At 58.1% G+C, this 17,415-nt stretch carries 12 protein-coding genes; all 12 read left to right on the top strand.

The window, feature by feature from the left end:
- Positions 1 to 125: 125 nt before the first annotated feature.
- The 12 genes from purL to E5C26_RS18620 all read left to right on the top strand — a co-directional run bounded on the left by purL (position 126) and on the right by E5C26_RS18620 (position 17,410).
- Positions 126 to 4,019, top strand: coding sequence for a phosphoribosylformylglycinamidine synthase (purL, locus tag E5C26_RS18675; protein WP_206194292.1), 3,894 nt, complete (start codon positions 126 to 128; stop codon positions 4,017 to 4,019).
- A 797-nt stretch (positions 4,020 to 4,816) separates the two neighbouring features.
- Positions 4,817 to 6,253 carry a sensor histidine kinase gene (locus tag E5C26_RS18670; RefSeq protein ID WP_135317627.1) on the top strand — a complete coding sequence of 479 codons (1,437 nt, stop codon included), beginning with the start codon at positions 4,817 to 4,819 and terminating at the stop codon, positions 6,251 to 6,253.
- Between the two features lie 2 nt (positions 6,254 to 6,255).
- Positions 6,256 to 7,128 (top strand): two-component system QseEF-associated lipoprotein QseG, encoded by an 873-nt coding sequence (qseG, locus tag E5C26_RS18665; RefSeq protein WP_135317626.1) that lies wholly within the window; start codon positions 6,256 to 6,258, stop codon positions 7,126 to 7,128.
- Positions 7,125 to 8,462, top strand: coding sequence for a two-component system response regulator GlrR (glrR, locus tag E5C26_RS18660; protein WP_012146357.1), 1,338 nt, complete (start codon positions 7,125 to 7,127; stop codon positions 8,460 to 8,462). Before qseG ends, glrR begins: the two co-directional genes overlap by 4 nt.
- Positions 8,463 to 8,591: 129 nt before the next feature.
- On the top strand, positions 8,592 to 10,214 hold the full coding sequence (locus E5C26_RS18655) for an NAD+ synthase (protein WP_135317625.1): 1,623 nt from the start codon (positions 8,592 to 8,594) through the stop codon (positions 10,212 to 10,214).
- Between the two features lie 10 nt (positions 10,215 to 10,224).
- Positions 10,225 to 10,563 (top strand): nitrogen regulatory protein P-II, encoded by a 339-nt coding sequence (glnB, locus tag E5C26_RS18650; RefSeq protein ID WP_004847623.1) that lies wholly within the window; start codon positions 10,225 to 10,227, stop codon positions 10,561 to 10,563.
- Positions 10,564 to 10,864: 301 nt separating this feature from the next.
- On the top strand, positions 10,865 to 11,788 hold the full coding sequence (locus E5C26_RS18645) for a LysR substrate-binding domain-containing protein (RefSeq protein WP_012146355.1): 924 nt from the start codon (positions 10,865 to 10,867) through the stop codon (positions 11,786 to 11,788).
- Positions 11,789 to 11,903: 115 nt separating this feature from the next.
- Positions 11,904 to 13,367 carry a gamma-aminobutyraldehyde dehydrogenase gene (locus tag E5C26_RS18640; RefSeq protein WP_135317624.1) on the top strand — a complete coding sequence of 488 codons (1,464 nt, stop codon included), beginning with the start codon at positions 11,904 to 11,906 and terminating at the stop codon, positions 13,365 to 13,367.
- A 62-nt stretch (positions 13,368 to 13,429) separates the two neighbouring features.
- Entirely contained in the window at positions 13,430 to 14,584 is a 1,155-nt protein-coding gene (gene ydcS, locus E5C26_RS18635) for a putative ABC transporter substrate-binding protein YdcS (RefSeq protein WP_135317623.1), read from the top strand.
- A gap of 55 nt (positions 14,585 to 14,639) precedes the next feature.
- Positions 14,640 to 15,668, top strand: coding sequence for an ABC transporter ATP-binding protein (locus E5C26_RS18630; protein ID WP_012146352.1), 1,029 nt, complete (start codon positions 14,640 to 14,642; stop codon positions 15,666 to 15,668).
- 7 nt (positions 15,669 to 15,675) lie between these two features.
- Positions 15,676 to 16,614: an ABC transporter permease gene (locus tag E5C26_RS18625; RefSeq protein ID WP_370452814.1), complete on the top strand. Its 939-nt coding sequence runs from the start codon at positions 15,676 to 15,678 to the stop codon at positions 16,612 to 16,614.
- Positions 16,604 to 17,410 (top strand): ABC transporter permease, encoded by an 807-nt coding sequence (locus E5C26_RS18620; RefSeq protein WP_135317622.1) that lies wholly within the window; start codon positions 16,604 to 16,606, stop codon positions 17,408 to 17,410. The genes E5C26_RS18625 and E5C26_RS18620 overlap by 11 nt, the downstream gene beginning before the upstream one ends.
- The last annotated feature ends 5 nt before the right edge of the window (positions 17,411 to 17,415 follow it).

The following is a 17,415-nucleotide window of genomic DNA, read 5'->3' as shown; positions in this document are numbered from 1 at the left end:
TTATTAATAATAGCTACGCAAACGGTTTCGTCGGCGGCGTAGATTCTCTATAATGGCGCGCGTTTTCCCCCTGTTGCGCCCAATGAAGTGCTGAAGTCAGTTGCTTCGAAGACGAGAGAACTTTGATTATGGAAATACTGCGTGGTTCGCCCGCTTTGTCGGCTTTTCGTGTTACCAAACTGCTGTCCCGTTGCCAGGACGCCCACCTTCCTGTCAGTGATATCTACGCCGAGTACGTCCACTTTGCTGATGTTAGCGCACCGCTAAATACCGAAGAGCACGCCAAGCTCGCGCGCCTGCTCAAGTACGGCCCCTCTCTCGCCGAACATGCCCCTGAAGGCCGCCTGCTGTTGGTGACGCCGCGTCCGGGTACCATTTCTCCTTGGTCTTCCAAAGCCAGCGATATCGCCCATAACTGTGGTTTGAAGCAGGTGCTGCGGCTGGAGCGCGGTCTGGCGTTCTACGTCAAGGCAGAGACGCTGACCGAGGCCCAATGGCAGCAGCTAGCGGTATTGTTGCATGACCGCATGATGGAAACCGTCTTCAGCAGCCTGCAGCAGGCGGAGCAACTGTTTGCCCAGCATCAGCCGGCACCTTACCAGAGGGTTGATATGCTGGGGGAAGGGCGCAGCGCGCTCGAGCAGGCTAACCTCAAGCTGGGTCTGGCACTGGCCGAGGACGAAATCGACTATCTGCTGAATGCCTTTACCGGTCTGGGGCGCAACCCGACGGATATCGAACTCTACATGTTCGCGCAGGCCAACTCTGAGCACTGCCGCCATAAAATTTTCAACGCCGATTGGATCATCGACGGCGAACAGCAACCGAAGTCGCTGTTCAAAATGATCAAGAATACCTTCGAACAGACGCCGGATTACGTGCTGTCGGCTTATAAAGACAACGCGGCGGTGATGGAAGGCTCGCAGGTCGGTCGTTTCTTCGCCGCACCGGAAAGCGGCCAGTATGACTACCATCAGGAGGAAGCCCATATCCTGATGAAGGTGGAAACCCATAACCACCCAACGGCGATCTCCCCATGGCCGGGTGCCGCTACCGGCTCCGGCGGTGAGATCCGTGACGAGGGCGCGACCGGCCGCGGTGCCAAACCCAAGGCCGGTCTGGTGGGCTTCTCGGTTTCCAACCTGCGTATTCCCGGCTTTGAACAGCCCTGGGAGCAGGATTTCGGCAAGCCAGACCGCATTGTGACGGCTCTGGACATCATGACCGACGGCCCATTGGGTGGTGCGGCGTTCAACAATGAATTCGGCCGTCCGGCGCTGGTGGGTTACTTCCGTACCTATGAAGAGCAGGTCAACAGCCATAACGGCGTGGAACTGCGCGGCTACCACAAGCCGATCATGCTGGCGGGCGGTATCGGTAACATTCGTGCCAATCACGTACAAAAAGCTGAAATCACCGTCGGTGCCAAACTGGTGGTGCTGGGTGGCCCGGCGATGAATATCGGCCTGGGCGGCGGCGCGGCATCATCTATGGCCTCCGGCCAGTCTGATGCCGATCTGGACTTCGCTTCGGTACAGCGCGACAACCCGGAAATGGAACGTCGTTGCCAGGAAGTGATCGACCGCTGCTGGCAGTTGGGCGAACAAAACCCGATTCTGTTTATCCACGATGTCGGCGCCGGTGGCTTGTCCAACGCCATGCCTGAACTGGTCAGCGACGGCGGCCGCGGTGGTCGTTTCGAACTGCGTGATATTCTGAACGACGAGCCGGGCATGAGCCCGCTGGAAGTCTGGTGTAACGAATCACAGGAACGTTATGTGATGGCGATTGCCCCAGCGCAGATGGCGCAGTTTGACGAGATTTGCCGCCGTGAGCGCGCGCCTTATGCGGTGATCGGTGAAGCCACCGAAGAACAGCATCTGACGCTGAATGACAGCCATTTCGACAACCAGCCGATCGACATGCCGCTGGACGTGCTGCTGGGCAAAACGCCGAAGATGACGCGTGACGTGACCCGTCTGCAGGCCAAAGGCCAGCCGCTGCAGCGTGACGAGATCACCCTGGCTGATGCGGTCAACCGCGTACTGCATCTGCCGGCGGTTGCAGAGAAAACCTTCCTGATCACCATTGGCGACCGTACCGTGACCGGTATGGTGGCGCGCGATCAGATGGTAGGCCCGTGGCAGATCCCGGTCGCCGACTGCGCGGTTACTACCGCCAGCCTGGACAGTTATTACGGTGAAGCGATGTCGATCGGCGAACGTGCGCCAGTGGCCCTGCTGGACTTCGCCGCCTCTGGCCGCCTGGCGGTCGGCGAAGCGCTGACCAACCTGGCAGCGACCGAAATCGGTTCGCTCAAGCGCGTGAAGCTTTCTGCCAACTGGATGGCGGCAGCCGGTCACCCGGGTGAAGACGCCGGTCTGTATGAAGCGGTGAAAGCGGTGGGCGAAGAACTTTGTCCGGCGCTGGGTATCACTATTCCAGTGGGCAAAGACTCTATGTCGATGAAAACCCGCTGGCAGGAAGGCAACGAACAGCGCGAAATGACCTCGCCGTTGTCACTGGTGATCACCGGTTTTGCTCGTGTAGAAGATGTGCGCCACACCGTGACGCCACAGCTGCGTACCGATAAGGGCGACAGCGCACTGCTGCTGATCGACCTGGGTAACGGCCATAACGCGCTGGGTGCCACTGCGCTGGCGCAGGTTTATCGTCAACTGGGCGACAAACCGGCCGACGTGCGTAACGTTGAGCAACTGGCAGGCTTCTTCAATGCCATGCAACAGTTGGTGGCCGATCGCGCGCTGTTGGCTTACCACGACCGCTCCGACGGCGGCCTGCTGGTCACGTTGGCGGAAATGGCGTTTGCAGGCCACTGCGGCGTGCAGGTGGATATCAACGCGCTGGGCGACGACGCACTGGCTGCGCTGTTCAACGAAGAGTTGGGCGCGGTGATCCAGGTCACCAATGACCAGCTTGCAGCGGTACAACAGGTGTTTGCTCAGCATGGTCTGGTGGACAATGTTCACCACATCGGCAGCGTGCAGGCCGGCGATCGCTTTGTGATCACTCAGGGCGATAAAACGGTATACAGCGAAAGTCGCGCGACGCTGCGCACCTGGTGGGCGGAAACCACCTGGCAGATGCAGCGCCTGCGTGATAACCCGGAATGTGCCGATCAGGAGCACCAGGCCAAGCAGGATGAGCGCGATCCTGGCCTGAACGTCAAACTGAGTTTTGCTCCGGAAGAAGACATTGCTGCGCCGTATATCGCCAGGGGCGCACGCCCTAAAGTCGCGGTGCTGCGTGAGCAGGGGGTTAACTCCCACGTTGAGATGGCGGCAGCATTCCATCGCGCCGGTTTTGATGCGGTAGACGTACATATGAGCGATTTGCTGGAAGGCCGTCGCGACCTGCAGGACTTCCATACGCTGGTGGCCTGCGGTGGCTTCTCTTACGGTGACGTATTGGGTGCCGGTGAAGGCTGGGCGAAGTCGATTCTGTTCAACGATCGCGTGCGTGACGAGTTCGAATCCTTCTTCCACCGTCCGCAAACCCTGGCGTTGGGCGTGTGTAACGGTTGCCAGATGATGTCGAACCTGCGCGATCTGATCCCAGGGGCCGAACATTGGCCGCGTTTCGTACGTAACCTGTCAGACCGTTTTGAAGCGCGTTTCAGCCTGGTGGAAGTGGCGGCCAGTCCGTCGCTGTTCATGCAGGGCATGGCGGGTTCCCGCATGCCGATCGCCGTTTCGCACGGTGAAGGGCACGTCGAAGTGCGTGATGCTGCACATCTGGCGGCATTGGAGCACCATAACCTGGTGGCGTTGCGCTTTGTCGATAATGCCGGTCAGGTCACGGAAACCTACCCAGCCAACCCGAACGGTTCACCGAACGGCATCACCGCAGTGACCAGCAGCAATGGCCGCGCGACGGTGATGATGCCGCATCCGGAGCGGGTATTCCGCACCGTCAGCAACTCGTGGCATCCGGAAGAGTGGGGCGAAGACAGCCCGTGGATGCGCATGTTCCGCAATGCCCGTAAGCAACTGGGCTAAGCGTGCATTTAGCGGTAGCCTGAGGGGCGCAAGAGATTGCGCCCCTTTTTATTGTTCTGCGTGCTGAAGGTTGTCTGCATTTTGCGACAGGGGCTATTTTCACTGTCTCTAAAAAGAGACACTTAAACTATTGATTTATAAGGGTGGAAAATTAATTGACTTAAGTTGTCGGTTTTTGGCGACAGGGTGGCGTTTTTTTCTTCGCCGGATAGGCTACTTATTTTATAACTCTGGCGATGGTTTTATTTTTTATTTAATAATATCAGTCAGTTAAAAATAACTTGAAAAGTTGGCACGCTAAGTGCATTATCCTCTCCAGTTGCTCATTCAACTATTTATGACGGCCCCGTATTTAGACGGAACAGTTGCCTCATAAGCCTCCGAATGATGCCAAAGAAATGGTGCCTATCGTCCAACCAAACCGATAACAGACGCGCAAGCGCTTTATCAAGCATCGGGCGACACGTGGAGTGAGGCACCGCCTGTATCCAACTGTGATGAGTGTTCATCAATTCCGGATACTTACGGATGCTATTCGTCCTGTTCGATGCCAGCCTTGCGCTACATCACCCTGGGGACGAGATTTAAGGGCATCCACACTTTCTTGCGATGGGGCAGTCCTGCCCCAGCGTCAAATCGTCAAAGTCATGTTTACCTCTCTTTCATTATCGACAGATCCAAACGCAAACTCCCTGCCCAAGGCCCACTGGCCGGTATTTTCCTGACGCTCCGCTGAACGCCGGGCTTTCCTCTCATCGGCGACTCGGTTAGCATCGAAGCAGACTAGAGACAATGAGATGATTTCGTTGAAAAGATGGCGTTTATTTCCCCGCTCGCTGCGCCAACTGGTGCTGATGGCGTTCCTGCTGGTGCTGCTGCCACTGCTGGTGTTGGCCTATCAGGCTTACCAGAGCCTGGATCACCTCAGTGCACAGGCGGCAGACATCAACCGCACCACGCTGGTGGATGCGCGACGCAGTGAGGCAATGACCAGCGTGGCGCTGGAAATGGAACGCAGCTACCGCCAGTATTGCGTACTGGTCGATCCCACCCTGGCGCGTCTGTATCAGAACCAGCGCAAACAATATTCTCAAATGCTTGATGCCCATGCGCCGATCCTGCCGGATGAACGCTATTATCAAACCTTGCGCGATCTATTGACCCAACTTGCGGCGATTAAATGTCAAAGCAGCGGCCCGGACTCGCAGGCTTCGGCGTTGCTGGAGTCATTCTCGCGTTCCAATGCCGAAATGGTGCAGGCCACGCGTGCCGTAGTGTTCTCTCGCGGCCAGCAGTTACAGCAGGCGATTGCCGAGCGCGGTCAGTTCTTCGGCTGGCAGGCATTGATGCTGTTTCTGGTCAGCGTGATGCTGGTGGTGTTATTCACCCGGATGATTATCGGCCCGGTAAAAGCTGTAGAGCGAATGATCAACCGTTTGGGGGAAGGGCGAGCATTGGGCAGTACCGACACCTTCAAAGGGCCGCGTGAACTGCGTTCGCTGGCTCAGCGCATTATTTGGTTGAGTGAACGTTTGGCGTGGCTGGAGTCGCAGCGCCATGAATTCCTGCGCCATATCTCGCATGAGCTGAAGACGCCGCTGGCCAGCATGCGTGAGGGCACCGAGCTGCTGGCGGACGAAGTGGCCGGTCCGCTAACCTCCGATCAAAAAGAGGTGGTGGCCATTCTCGACGGCAGCAGTCGTCACTTGCAGCAACTGATTGAACAACTGCTGGATTACAACCGCAAACTGGCCGATGGCCCGGCAGAGCATGAGAATGTCGAGCTGGAAGAGATGGTCGAAATGGTGGTGGCGGCACACAGTTTGCCGGCAAGGGCAAAATTGATCCGCACCGAGATCCAACTCGATGCGGAAATATGCTGGGCAGAGCCTACGCTATTAATGCGCGTACTGGATAATCTCTACTCCAATGCGGTGCACTACGGCAAGGAATCCGGTAACATTTGGATCCGCAGCCGTCAGGTTGGGCAACGGGTGCAGATTGATGTCGCCAACAGCGGCACGCCGATCCCCGAAGCCGAGAGAACCATGATTTTTGAGCCTTTTTTCCAGGGTAGTCACCAGCGAAAAGGGGCGGTAAAAGGAAGCGGCCTGGGGCTGAGCATTGCGCAGGATTGCATCCGCCGCATGCGTGGCGAACTGCAGTTGGTTGAAGTCGCCGGCACAGACGTCTGCTTCCGTATTGAATTGCCATTAACCGCCGAGAATGAATAATAATGTACACATGGTCTAAACGCCTTCGTCTCTCGCAGACCGAACGTTCACCGCGTGCCACACAGGGCACGCCGCTCGGCAAGCGTCGATTTTCCTTTTTAGGCAGCGTTCTTTTTATGCCGTTTCTGTTGGCGGGTTGCGTCGATCGTGCGGTCAGCGGTGGCCTGAATCAGCCGCAGCAGGAAGCGATCCCGGACACCAAAGTGGTGGATTACCGTATCGCAGCGTGCGACAGCCTGTGGCCGCTCGATGAAAAAGACGCGCTGAATAACTCACTTTACTGGCTGCGTGCCATGGACTGCGCCGATCGCATCGGTTCAACCCAGGCGCGTGCGCTGGCGAAAACTCTGCCCGGCAACAGTTGGGACGGTATTTTCAAGCAAAGCATCCTGCTGGGCAGTGCCGAACCGACCTCGGGCGAACGTCGCCAGATGATCGACCGTCTGAACAGTTACCGCATGGAGTTCCCAAGCTCACTGCGCCCGCTGTTGCAGCTGTGGCGTCAACAGCAGGTGCTGCAGATCACCCTGTTTGATGAAAAGGCGCGCTATCAGCACCTGCAGGAAAGCTCCGACAGCCAGATAGATACGCTGCGTCAGAGCCAGGTGCGCTTACAGGCGCAGTTGCAGGACACCTCGCGCAAGCTGGAAAACCTGACCGATATCGAACGCCAGCTCTCTTCGCGCAAGCAGATGCAGAGTGACATCCCGGACAACAGCGGAACGCAGCAAAAAACCGACGCCACGGGCAAGAAAATCGCGCCGGCCAAGGCTGCAGAACCGGATGCTGAACCTGAGAAGGGCACCGCTTTGCCGGTGGAGCCGGAAGATACCTACGCGCCGCCCCCCGCTAACAAGGAGTCTCACGCGCAATGACCGCACGCAAACCGGCCAATTTGTTATTGGTTGACGACGATCCCAGCCTGCTTAAGCTGCTGGGAATGCGCCTGACCAGCGAAGGTTTTCATGTCACCACCGCCGAAAGCGGCCAGGAAGCGTTGCGCCTGTTAGGGCGCGAGAAGATTGATCTGGTGATCAGCGACCTGCGGATGGATGAAATGGACGGCATGGCGCTATTTGCCGAAATCCAAAAGCATCAGCCTGGCATGCCGGTGATCATCCTGACCGCCCATGGCTCAATTCCGGACGCGGTGGCGGCTACCCAGCAAGGGGTGTTCAGCTTCCTGACCAAACCGGTGGATCGCGATGCGCTGTACAAAGCCATCGACGATGCCCTGTCGCTGTCACTGCCGGCCGGTGATGACAGTTGGCGTGAAGACATCGTGACCCGCAGCCCGATTATGCTGCGCCTGCTGGAGCAGGCAAAAATGGTGGCGCAGTCGGATGTCAGCGTATTGATTAACGGCCATAGCGGCACCGGTAAAGAGGTGTTGGCGCAGGCGATCCACGGTGCCAGCCCGCGCGGTAAAAAGGCGTTTATCGCCATTAACTGCGGCGCGTTACCGGAGCAGCTGCTGGAGTCCGAGCTGTTTGGCCATGCCAAAGGGGCCTTTACCGGCGCGGTCAGCAGCCGCGAAGGGCTGTTCCAGGCGGCAGCCGGCGGCACGCTGTTCCTCGACGAGATCGGCGATATGCCGCTTTCGCTGCAGGTTAAGCTGTTGCGTGTATTGCAGGAGCGCAAGGTGCGCCCGCTGGGCAGCAACCGCGATCTGGACATTGACGTTCGCATTATTTCCGCCACCCACCGCGATCTGCAAAAGGCGATGGCGAAAAACGAATTCCGCGAGGATTTGTACTACCGCCTGAACGTGGTGAACCTGAAGATCCCGGCGTTGAATGAGCGTGCCGAGGATATCCCGCTGCTGGCCAATCATCTGCTGCGCGAATCCGCCAAGCGCCACAAACCCTTTGTCCGCAGCTTCTCAACGGATGCCATGAAACGCCTGATGACCGCCACCTGGCCGGGCAACGTGCGCCAACTGGTGAACGTCATCGAGCAGTGTGTGGCCCTGACCTCTGCACCGGTGATCAGCGAAGCGCTGGTTGAGCAGGCGCTGGAAGGGGAAAATACCGCCTTGCCGACCTTTGTCGAGGCACGCAATCAGTTTGAATTGCACTATCTGCGCAAACTGTTGCAGATCACCAAGGGCAACGTGACCCAAGCCGCGCGTATGGCGGGCCGTAACCGTACCGAGTTTTATAAGTTGCTGTCGCGCCATGAACTGGACGCCAACGATTTTAAAGAATGATGTTTTCCGCCGTAGCCTGCGCATGCAGGTTCTCAACAAATGCGGCGGAATGATTTACACTCCGTTCTCTTGTTAGTGGCGTGGCCCAACACAGAGCACCATGGAACGTATTAAGCGGGATCCTAAACAATGAGCAGATCACTTTCCATCGCACTGGCCCAGCTGAATTTGCTGGTCGGTGACATTGAAGGCAACACCGAACGCATGTTGCAAACCGTGCAAGAGCAGCAGAAGGCGGGAGCCGATCTGGTCATGTTCACCGAGTTGGCGCTCTCCGGCTATCCGCCGGAAGACCTGCTGTACCGCAACGATTTTTATCAGCGCTGTGACGCACAGCTGCAGCGTCTGCAGCAGGCCTCTGCCGAAGTCGCTATCCTGGTTGGCCATCCGTGGCGCGAAGGCGACAAGCTGTATAATGCGCTGTCGCTGTTTTCAGAAGGGCAGTTGCTGGCGCGTTATTTCAAACAGCAGTTGCCGAACTACGGTGTTTTCGATGAGAAACGCTACTTCCAGGCCGGCAGTGAAACCTGCGTGGTTGAGTTGAAAGGCTATCAACTGGGCCTGCTGATTTGCGAAGATTTGTGGTTCCCGGAGCCGGTCGATGCCGCCAAGGCTGCCGGTGCCGAAATGATTTTGTCGATCAATGCCTCGCCGTACAATCGCGAAAAGCCTTACATCCGCAAGACGCTGATGGCCGGCCATTGCCAGCGTACCCATCTGCCGCTGGTGTATCTCAACCAGATTGGCGGGCAGGATGAGCTGATTTTCGACGGCTGTTCGAAGGTATTTGATGCGGCCGGCAATATGACCCATCGACTGACGGCGTTTGCCGAGCAGGTGACCCTGCTTGAGCTCAATGAGCTGGAGGTGGTGCCAATGACCGCACCGGCCGCCGAGTTGCCACAGCTGGCGCAGGTGTACGAAGCCCTGGTATTGGCGGTGCGTGATTACGTCACTAAAAACGGCTTTAAGGGCGCGGTGCTGGGGTTGTCTGGCGGTATCGATTCGGCGCTGACGTTGGCGATTGCCGTTGATGCCTTGGGCAAAGATAAAGTGCAGGCGCTGATGATGCCGTTCCGCTACACCGCGGATATCAGCATCGCCGATGCCAAAGAAGAGGCGGAAATCCTCGGCATTGAATTCGATATCGTCTCGATTGAACCTATGTTTGACGCCTTTATGGGCCAACTGACGCCAATGTTTGCCGGTACCGAACGCGATACTACCGAAGAAAACCTGCAGGCACGTTGCCGCGGCGTGGTGTTGATGGCGCTGTCCAACAAGCGCCGTAGCATCGTGCTGACTACCGGCAACAAAAGTGAGATGGCCGTAGGTTACGCCACGCTGTATGGTGATATGGCAGGCGGCTTCGACGTGCTGAAAGACGTACCGAAAACGCTGGTGTTCAAGCTGTCCGAATATCGTAATACCGTCTCTTATGTGATCCCACAGCGGGTTATCGATCGTCCACCGTCCGCCGAGCTGGCACCGGATCAGCTCGATCAGGACAGCCTGCCGCCGTATGACATTCTGGATGCGATTCTGGAAGGTTACGTCGAACGCGATAAATCGGTTGCCGATCTGGTGGCCGAAGGCTTCGACGAGGCGATCGTGCGCAAGGTTATCCGCCTGGTGGATATCAACGAATATAAACGGCGTCAGGCTGCCGTTGGGCCGCGCATCACCGCCCGCAATTTCGGCAAAGACCGCCGCTACCCAATCACATCCGGCTTTGGCCGCAAAAATTGGTAAAGGAAACAAGATGAAAAAGATCGACGCTATTATCAAGCCGTTCAAACTCGATGATGTCCGTGAAGCGCTGGCTGAGGTTGGCATTACCGGGATGACCGTCACCGAAGTGAAAGGCTTCGGCCGCCAGAAGGGCCACACCGAGCTGTACCGTGGCGCGGAGTACATGGTCGATTTTCTGCCAAAGGTGAAAATTGAGATCGTGGTGGCCGACGATATCGTCGATACCTGCGTGGAAACCATCATGCAGACCGCACAAACCGGCAAAATCGGTGACGGTAAAATCTTTGTCTTCGACGTGGCGCGCGTAGTGCGTATCCGTACTGGCGAGCAGGACGAAGAAGCGATTTGATTTATTGAGATACCCGGGCCTAGCGCACCGAGGGGCGCTCCGGCAGCTAAAGCTGCTACGACCCCTTCGGCACGCTCTCCCTAATAACAGGCTTTACCAGTCGCTTGGGGGCGCAGCATGCTGCGCCCTTGTTATATCTGCAGTCTGTTATCTCCTCCCACCGATTGATTCCTCTTTTCTGTTATTGCTGCCGTTAGCGTTCTAAAAAAGCGAATGCTGTCGCATTTTTGATAGTTTATTCGATCGCTTTCCTCGCGGCATCTTACACTCAGCCCAACTGTTTTGATTGAGGTTGTGACCCATGATGACGCTGCGCCAAATCCGCCACTTCATTGCGGTGGCGGAAACCGGATCGATCTCCGCCGCCGCGCAGGCGGTGTTTGTTTCCCAATCCTCGCTGACGCTGGCCATCCAGCAACTGGAGACCGACATTGGCGTACGGCTGTTTGATCGCCACGCCAAGGGCATGAACCTGACGCACCAGGGCCACCAGTTTCTGCGCCAGTCTTATCTGATCCTCGCTACGGTGGATAACGCCAAGCGCAGCCTGCAATTGGGCACCGAAAGCCTGACCGGCAAGCTGACTATCGGCGTGACCAGCCTGGTGGCCGGGTACTTTTTGGTCGAGCTGCTCAAGCGATTTAAATCGGCCTATCCCAATGTCACTATTCAGATGATCGAAGATGAACGCCCTTATATTGAACACCTGCTGGTGAGTGGGGAGATCGATATCGGCGTACTGATACTGTCGAATATCGAGGACCGTGATGCGCTACAGACCGAAGTGCTGATGCATTCGCCTTATCGCCTGTGGTTACCGCCACTGCATCCGCTGCTGGATCATGAAAGTATCGGGCTGGCGGATGTGGCGAAGCTGCCGCTGATCCAGCTTAACGCCGACGAAATGGACGTGCATGCACGGCGTATCTGGGCGCGTGCCGGAGTGAAACCGGAGATCGCCATGAAAACCGGTTCAACGGAGGCGGTGCGCAGCCTGGTCGCGGCGGGCATGGGCGTCTCAATCCTGCCGGACATGGCCTATCGCGCCTGGTCGCTGGAGGGCAACATGATTGAGGCCCGCAAGCTGGTGGATCTGCTGGAGCCGCTGGACATCGGCCTGGCCTGGCGACGCGGCAGTGCGCGGCCGGAACTGGTCACGCCATTCCTCACCATTGCCCGTGAGAATGGCAATATGCACGCTGCCGGGCTGAAGCATTCGATTTAATCGAACGCGGCGTTCAGTATTTAGAATTTGTTGGCTGCCTGATGCTCGCTTAGTCTGATTGAAACTAACTTATTCACATTTAGTTAACGTTTTGGTCACTTAGGGGCAATACACCATGGCAGATGTGCACCTCCTTTCAGGTTTATCCTGTCAGCAATTCATTAACGGTCAGTCGGTCGAAGGCGAAGGCCAGCAGGAGTGCATCGTTAATCCGGCCAATGGTGAAACGCTGGTTTCCATCACCGAAGCCTCATCCGCGCAGGTGGGCAGTGCGGTTAAGGCGGCACAGCAGGCTTTCGGCCACTGGTCACGTACCACACCGGCCTTTCGGGCTTCCATTTTGCTGCGCATTGCCGACGCCATCGAACGGCAGGCCCCGCGCCTGGCCGGTCTGGAGGCGCTCAACTGCGGCAAGCCACTGCATCAGGCGCTCAATGACGACCTGCCGGCCGCCGTCGACGTGTTCCGTTTCTTTGCCGGCGCGGTGCGTACCCAGCAGGGGCAACTGGCCGGTGAATATATTGAAGGGCACACCTCGATGATCCGCCGCGATCCGATCGGCGTGGTGGCCTCGATTGCACCCTGGAACTATCCGCTGATGATGGCGGCGTGGAAGATCGCTCCGGCGCTGGCGGCGGGCAACACCGTCGTATTCAAACCTTCCGAACATACCCCTCTGACCATTCTTGCGCTGGTGCCTGCGCTGCAGGACATCCTGCCGCCGGGCGTGCTGAATATCATTTATGGCGGCGGGGAAGGCGTCGGCAGCCATCTGGTTGGGCATCCGCAGGTGCGTTTGGTCTCGGTGACCGGCGATATTGTCACCGGGCAAAAAATTCTGCAAGCCGCGGCGAAAAGCGTCAAGCGTACCCACCTGGAACTGGGTGGCAAGGCCCCGGTGATTGTCTGTGACGACGCCGATCTGGATGAAGTGGTCAACAGCATCCGTACCTACGGCTATTACAACGCCGGGCAAGACTGCACCGCCGCCTGTCGCATCTACGCGCAAGCAGGCATCTATCCCAAGCTGGTGGAAGCGCTGGGCGAGGCGGTTGCCAGCCTGCGTTTTGCCCGCAAGCGCGATGAAGATAACGAAATCGGCCCGCTGATCAGCAGCCGCCAGCGCGATCGCGTTGCCAGCTTTGTCGAGCGGGCGCTCAGCCAGCCGCATATTGAATTGATCACCGGCGCCGCCGCACATTCCGGCCCCGGCTTCTACTACCAGCCGACACTGCTGGCCGGTTGCCTGCAAAGCGATGAAATCGTCCAGCGCGAGGTGTTCGGCCCGGTGGTGAGCGTCACCCGCTTCGAACATCTGGAGCAGGCGGTCAACTGGGCAAACGATTCCGAATACGGCCTGGCCTCGTCGGTCTGGACGCAGAATATTGATCGGGCACTGCATATCGCCGCGCATCTGCAATACGGCAGCACCTGGATCAACACCCATTTCACCCTGGCAAGTGAGATGCCGCACGGGGGCCTGAAACGCTCTGGCTACGGCAAAGATCTTTCCAGTGATTCACTGCAAGACTACAGCGTAGTCAGGCATGTAATGGCGAAGTTTAAAGCCAGCTTCTAATGAAAACGACAGCGGCAGCCGTTCCCTGCCGCAAACCGATACGCAACACAGGGGTCATTACGATGGGAAAAACTACCGCAGTCACCACCACAGTTTCCGCACTCTGTTTCACCGTGCTTTGCGGCCTGGCTCAGGCGGCCGACTTGCCGCAGGCGCTGGGCAAAGGCGAAGGACGGCTGGATATCATCGCCTGGCCGGGCTATATCGAACGTGGCCAGTCCGATAAAAACTATGACTGGGTCAGCCAGTTTGAAAAGCAAACCAGCTGCGCGGTGAATGTGAAAACCGCCGCTACCTCCGATGAAATGGTCAGCCTGATGGCCAAGGGGGGTTATGACCTGGTCACCGCTTCCGGCGATGCCTCGCTGCGATTGATCTTCGGTAAGCGGGTGCAGCCGATCAACCCGGCGCTGATCCCCAACTGGAAAAACATCGATCCGCGCTTGTTGAACGGTGCCTGGTACACCGTAGACGGCAAAACCTACGGCACGCCTTATCAGTGGGGGCCAAACCTGCTGATGTACAACACCAAAACCTTCCCGACGCCGCCAGACAGCTGGGCGGTGGTGTTCCAGCAACAAAATCTGCCGGACGGCAAGAGCAATCAGGGCCGGGTGCAGGCCTACGACGGGCCGATTTACATCGCCGATGCGGCGCTGTTCCTGAAGGCCACGCAACCGCAGCTGGGTATCAGCGATCCGTACCAACTGAACGAAGAGCAGTATCAGGCCGCCTTGAAGCTGTTGCGCACTCAGCATGCGTTGATCCACCGCTACTGGCATGACACCTCGGTGCAGATGAGCGATTTTAAAAACGAAGGCGTGGTGGCCTCCAGCGCCTGGCCGTATCAGGCCAATGCTCTGAAAGGGGAAGGCCAGCCGATTGGCACCGTGTTCCCGAAAGAAGGGGTTACCGGTTGGGCGGATACCACCATGCTGCACAGCGATGCCAAGCATCCGAACTGTGCTTACCTGTGGATGAACTGGTCGCTGGAGCCGAAAGTGCAGGGCGACGTTGCCGCCTGGTTTGGTTCGGTACCGGCATCGCCGGCGGGCTGCAAGGCCAGCACGTTACTGGGCGACAAGGGGTGTGAAACCAACGGCTTCAACCAGTTCGACAAGATTGCCTTCTGGAAAACGCCGCAGGCGCAGGGCGGCAAATTCGTGCCATACAGCCGCTGGACCCAGGACTATATCGCCATTATGGGCGGTCGCTAACCCGCGTGGGGCGTAGCCTGCTACGCCCGATTAACGCCTATCAGGAGCGCAGATCATGACCATTGCCGTGCAATTTATCGATGTTTCGCGGAGCTTCGGCGAGGTTCGCGCCGTAGACCGGGTTTCTATCGAAATACAAGACGGGGAGTTCTTCTCCATGCTTGGGCCTTCGGGTTCGGGCAAAACTACCTGCCTGCGACTGATCGCCGGCTTTGAACAACTCAGCGCCGGTTCTATTCGTATTCACGGCCAGGAAGCGGCCAATCTGCCGCCATATCAGCGTGACGTGAATACCGTATTCCAGGATTACGCCCTGTTCCCGCACATGTCGGTGCTGGAAAACGTCGCCTACGGTTTGATGGTGAAGGGCGTCGCCAAACGTGAACGGCTGGCGCGTGCACAGGAAGCGCTGGACAGCGTGGCGCTGGGCTTTGTCGCCGAACGTAAACCGGCACACCTTTCCGGTGGCCAGCGCCAACGTGTGGCACTGGCCCGCGCGCTGGTTAACCGACCACGGGTGCTGTTGCTGGATGAACCACTGGGCGCGCTGGATCTCAAGCTGCGTGAACAGATGCAGGGCGAACTGAAAAAGCTGCAGCGCCAACTGGGGATTACCTTTATTTTCGTCACCCACGATCAGAGCGAAGCCTTGTCGATGTCGGATCGGGTAGCGGTGTTCAACAACGGGCGAATCGAGCAGGTGGATGCGCCGCGTGAACTGTATATGCGGCCGAAAACGCCGTTTGTCGCCGAGTTTGTCGGCACCTCCAACGTGGTGCGCAGCGAGCTGGCGCAGCGCTTACTCGGCCAGACCGCCACCTTCTCGATCCGCCCTGAGCATATTCGCTTAATGGATCAGGCCGGTGCCGCGCAGGGGGAAATCCAGGTGCAGGGATTGCTGCAAGAGATCCATTATCAGGGCGCGGCCACGCGCTACGAAATTGCGTTGAGCAGCGGTGAGAAACTGCTGGTCAGCGAAGCGAATCCTCAGTGGCACGCCGCCGGGCAGCAGCATCTGATCGGTCAGCCGGTCACCGCCTGCTGGTCCCGTGAGGCAATGGTGCCACTGCTGGAGGAGAGGTGAGATGGAGATGAGCATCGACTATCCCGCGCCGCGCCGCGGTACCTTGCGCACCCTTTCGACCTTTCTCTATCGCCGGCCGACGCTGTACCTGCTGCTGTTACTGGTTCCACCGCTGTTGTGGTTCGGCGCGGTGTACCTTGGCTCATTACTGACGCTGTTGTGGCAGGGGTTTTATACCTTCGACGACTTCACCATGACGGTGACGCCGGATCTGACCTTCGATAACCTGCGGGCGCTGTTCAACCCGGCCAACTACGACATCATCCTGCGCACACTGACCATGGCGGTGCTGGTGTCGCTGGCCAGTGCGGTGTTGGCGTTCCCGATTGCCTACTACATGGCGCGTTACACCAGTGGCCGCGTCAAAGCGTTCTTTTATATCGCGGTGATGATGCCGATGTGGGCCAGCTATATCGTCAAGGCCTACGCCTGGACGCTGCTGCTGGCAAAGGATGGCGTGGCGCAGTGGTTCTTGCAGCATCTGGGGCTGGAGCCGGTGTTGGCGGCAATCCTCACCGTACCGGGCGTGGGGGGTAACACCCTGTCGACCTCCGGGCTGGGGCGTTTTCTGGTGTTTGTTTATATCTGGCTGCCGTTCATGATCCTGCCGATCCAGGCGGCGCTGGAACGCCTGCCGCCTTCGTTGCTGCATGCTTCGGCGGATTTGGGCGCACGTCCGTCGCAAACTTTCCGTTACGTGATCCTGCCGCTGGCGGTGCCGGGCATTGCCGCCGGGTCGATCTTCACCTTCTCGCTGACGCTGGGGGACTTTATTGTGCCGCAGCTGGTGGGGCCGCCGGGCTATTTCATCGGTAGCATGGTGTACGCCCAGCAAGGGGCGATCGGCAATATGCCGATGGCAGCGGCCTTTACCCTGGTGCCGATTGTGTTGATCGCGATTTATCTTTCCATTGTGAAACGTCTGGGGGCCTTCGATGCACTCTGAGCGCGCACCATTAGGGCTGAAACTGGCTGCCTGGGGCGGTCTGATCTTCCTGCATTTCCCGTTGGCGATTATCGCCCTCTACGCCTTCAACACCGAGGACGCGGCATTCAGCTTCCCGCCGAAGGGTTTTACGCTGCATTGGTTTAGCGTTGCGGCCGGTCGGCAGGACATTATCGATGCGATGCTGCTTTCCGCGCAGATTGCCGCATTGGCGACAGTGGTAGCGCTGGTGCTCGGCACTCTGGCGGCGGCGGCGCTGTACCGGCGTGATTTCTTCGGCAAGGACAGCATTTCACTGCTGCTGCTGTTACCGATCGCGCTGCCGGGCATTGTTACCGGTTTGGCGCTGCTGGCGGCGTTCAAGGCGTTGAATATCGAGCCGGGAGTACTGACCATTGTGATCGGTCATGCCACCTTCTGCGTGGTGATCGTGTTCAACAACGTCATCGCTCGTTTCCGCCGGACTTCCCATAGCCTGATTGAGGCTTCCATGGATCTCGGTGCCGACGGTTGGCAAACCTTCCGTTACGTGATGTTGCCCAACCTGGGTTCAGCATTGCTGGCCGGTGGCATGCTGGCGTTCGCGCTGTCGTTTGATGAAATCATCGTCACCACCTTTACCGCCGGGCATGAGCGCACGCTGCCGCTGTGGTTGTTGAACCAGCTCGGTCGCCCGCGCGATGTGCCGATCACCAACGTGGTGGCGCTGTCGGTAATGTTGCTGACCATGATCCCGATTTTGGGGGCTTATTACCTGACCAAGGGCGGCGAAAGCGTCGCCGGCAGCGGCAAATAAATAGC

Source organism: Serratia proteamaculans (assembly GCF_004684015.1).
GTDB classification, from domain to species: domain Bacteria; phylum Pseudomonadota; class Gammaproteobacteria; order Enterobacterales; family Enterobacteriaceae; genus Serratia; species Serratia proteamaculans_F.
The sequence above is the reverse complement of the archived record's forward strand: the minus strand, read 5'-3'. Positions and strand labels throughout refer to the sequence as shown.